The sequence below is a fragment of the Vicinamibacteria bacterium genome (assembly GCA_035620555.1).
Lineage (GTDB): Bacteria > Acidobacteriota > Vicinamibacteria > Marinacidobacterales > SMYC01 > DASPGQ01.
The window spans coordinates 1-2,244 of record DASPGQ010000380.1; the positions used below are offsets into that span (position 1 = coordinate 1).

Genomic DNA, 2,244 nt, shown 5'->3' on the forward strand with positions numbered 1-2,244 from the left:
TGAGCGCGCCGATACTGGACGATCTGGATCTCGGTGAGAGCGACGGACCCGACCCCCAACACCAGGCAGAACAGAGCTGCCTCGACTCCGAACACTCCGAGCAAGCCCGCGGTTGCCAGGAGCGCGATCGCGGTGAAGCAGAACAGAAGCACGCGGAAAGCGAGTTTCACGCGAACGCGGTCATCGGGGAAACGCCCGACGACCGCGTCGACAGTCGCTTCGTCGACGAGTCCCGCCTGCCGAAAGCTCACGAAGGCTTTGCGAACCTCGTGCCGGCGCTCGGCGGTCACGGCCTCCGGGATCAAGACGTGGCCTCCGAGAAAATGCGATAGGCTCGAGTCAAACCGAACAGCGACGCGAGCGATGTGACGAAGAACCACATCGAAATCGTGATCTCTCCGTGGAGCGCTTCGACGGCGATAATGCTCATCCCGGCGTAGGCTCCGAGCACGCCCATCACAAAGAGCCAGAAATGAAGTCGAGAAAAGGCGTAAACTGCGAGCCCGCCGCCTGCCAATAGTAGTGCGATACGGAAAGACGGTCCGTACACTCCGAAGCTTCCCGAGAACAGCGAGCTCAGGACGAGCAGCCAACCAGCAAAGGATGCGACTGGCTCGAAATGTTCCTTCTTGTTCCAGTAGAGCAGGGCGAGACCCAGCAGGACGAAGACGACTCCACAGATGATGGCGTTCGTTCGTGTGGTGCCGGGAGACCAGAGCAGGTTTCCTCCCAGAGTCGATGCGGAGATTCCGCGCCAGGCGGCGAACGTCGAAAGAGCGAGCGAGAAGACCACCCGCGAGTCATACCGCAGGGCGAGCCCGGCCATGAACAGGCTCATCCAAAACAGGTGCCAGCTCCAGTGCTCTCCGAGCGGCGTGAATTGAGCCTCGACGTAGGCGATATCGGCTGAGGCCAGAAGGACACCGAGGAGTAGGACATAGTCGAAGGCGAGATGCGTCGAGGCGGCGGATCCCCAGGAGAACGAAGGCGCTTTTCGCTGGACCCAGGCGAGGCAACTCGCCGCGGCAATGCCGATGCCGAACGCGATCGCGACCGGTGAAATGTCGTCGAGGTTTTGCTCGATGAGTGCCCCGACGCCCGCCGTGAGCAGCAGAACGCCGACGTATAGGAGAAAACGGAGCTCATAATGGACGGAGAGTCTTCGTCCTTCCGCAATCGGGCGCAGGACGGCGACTTGTTGCTGGGAGAGGATGCCTTCTCGATCGAGTGTCGAGATTCCGGCCACGACGTCGGGATTCATGGGTCGCTACACTGCCTCACGGAATATCGCGATATGCTTCGAGAATACGAATTGGCTCGGTGATTCGTCAATTGGAAGCGTATGGAGAGCGCCGCCGTGGCGGCCGGACGATCACGGGTCCCGCCACGGCATTGAGTACTAAAGGGTGACAAAAAACTCAACCCACCCTGCGCGAGCGGAGCGAGCCCGGCGCGCTTGCCGCGCCGTAAGCAGCCCGAGCCGTGGCGGCCCGATCGATCACGGGTCCCGCCACGGCATTGAGTACGAAAGGAGGGCACGATGAATCTTTGGCTCTTGGCACTCGTTCTGGGCTCGGCGCCTCAGGAGAACGAACAGGAGATCGCCTGGATCCGTGTCATTCCCTACGACGAGTCCACGGGCGAGCTCCGGCGGCTCTACGATCTCGTCAAGGGTGCCAGCGGAAACGTGGACAACGTCGTCAAGGTGCACAGTCTGAGGCCCCATACGCTCGAAGGACACTACGCTCTCTACAAGGCGGTTCTCCACCACCCGAAGAATCGAACCCCCGCGTGGTTCCTCGAGACGCTGGGCGTCTACACGAGCTTGACCAATGGCTGCGACTACAGTGTGGCGCATCACTTCGAAGGGTTGCGGCGTGTTCTCGGCGATGACGACCGGGCCGAGGCGATCCGCGCCGCGCTCGCGGACGATCGCCCCGAGCGCGTCTTCTCGGGAAAAGAGCTCGCACTCCTTCGCTACGCGAAAAAGCTCACGCTCGATCCCCGGTCGATGACGAAGAAGGATGTCGCCGAGCTTCGGGCCGCGGGAGCCGACGACGGCGAGATCCTCGAGTCCAATCAGATCGTCGCCTACTTCAATTACGCCAATCGCGTGCTCGATGGACTCGGCGTGACCACGGTGGGCGACGTTCTGGGAACGTCACCGCGCACGAAACGATGAGCCACGGCGGAGCTCTCGATCTCTTGACGCCCCATCGTCATTAGACTAGCATTGCTAGTCTA

Annotated in this window: 3 protein-coding genes; 1 reads left to right on the top strand and 2 read right to left on the bottom strand. The window is 61.5% G+C overall.

The annotated features are described in order from the left end of the window. Positions 1 to 305, bottom strand: a 305-nt coding sequence (locus tag VEK15_15360; GenBank protein HXV62076.1) for a hypothetical protein, incomplete at its 3' end; no start/stop codon positions are given. Beyond that, on the bottom strand, positions 302 to 1,261 hold the full coding sequence (locus VEK15_15365) for a DUF2157 domain-containing protein (protein ID HXV62077.1): 960 nt from the start codon (positions 1,259 to 1,261) through the stop codon (positions 302 to 304). The genes VEK15_15360 and VEK15_15365, both read right to left, overlap by 4 nt. 279 nt (positions 1,262 to 1,540) lie before the next feature. Here VEK15_15365 and VEK15_15370 point away from each other — a divergent pair, with 279 nt between their 5' ends. Beyond that, positions 1,541 to 2,182 carry a peroxidase-related enzyme gene (locus VEK15_15370; protein HXV62078.1) on the top strand — a complete coding sequence of 214 codons (642 nt, stop codon included), beginning with the start codon at positions 1,541 to 1,543 and terminating at the stop codon, positions 2,180 to 2,182. Positions 2,183 to 2,244 lie beyond the last annotated feature (62 nt).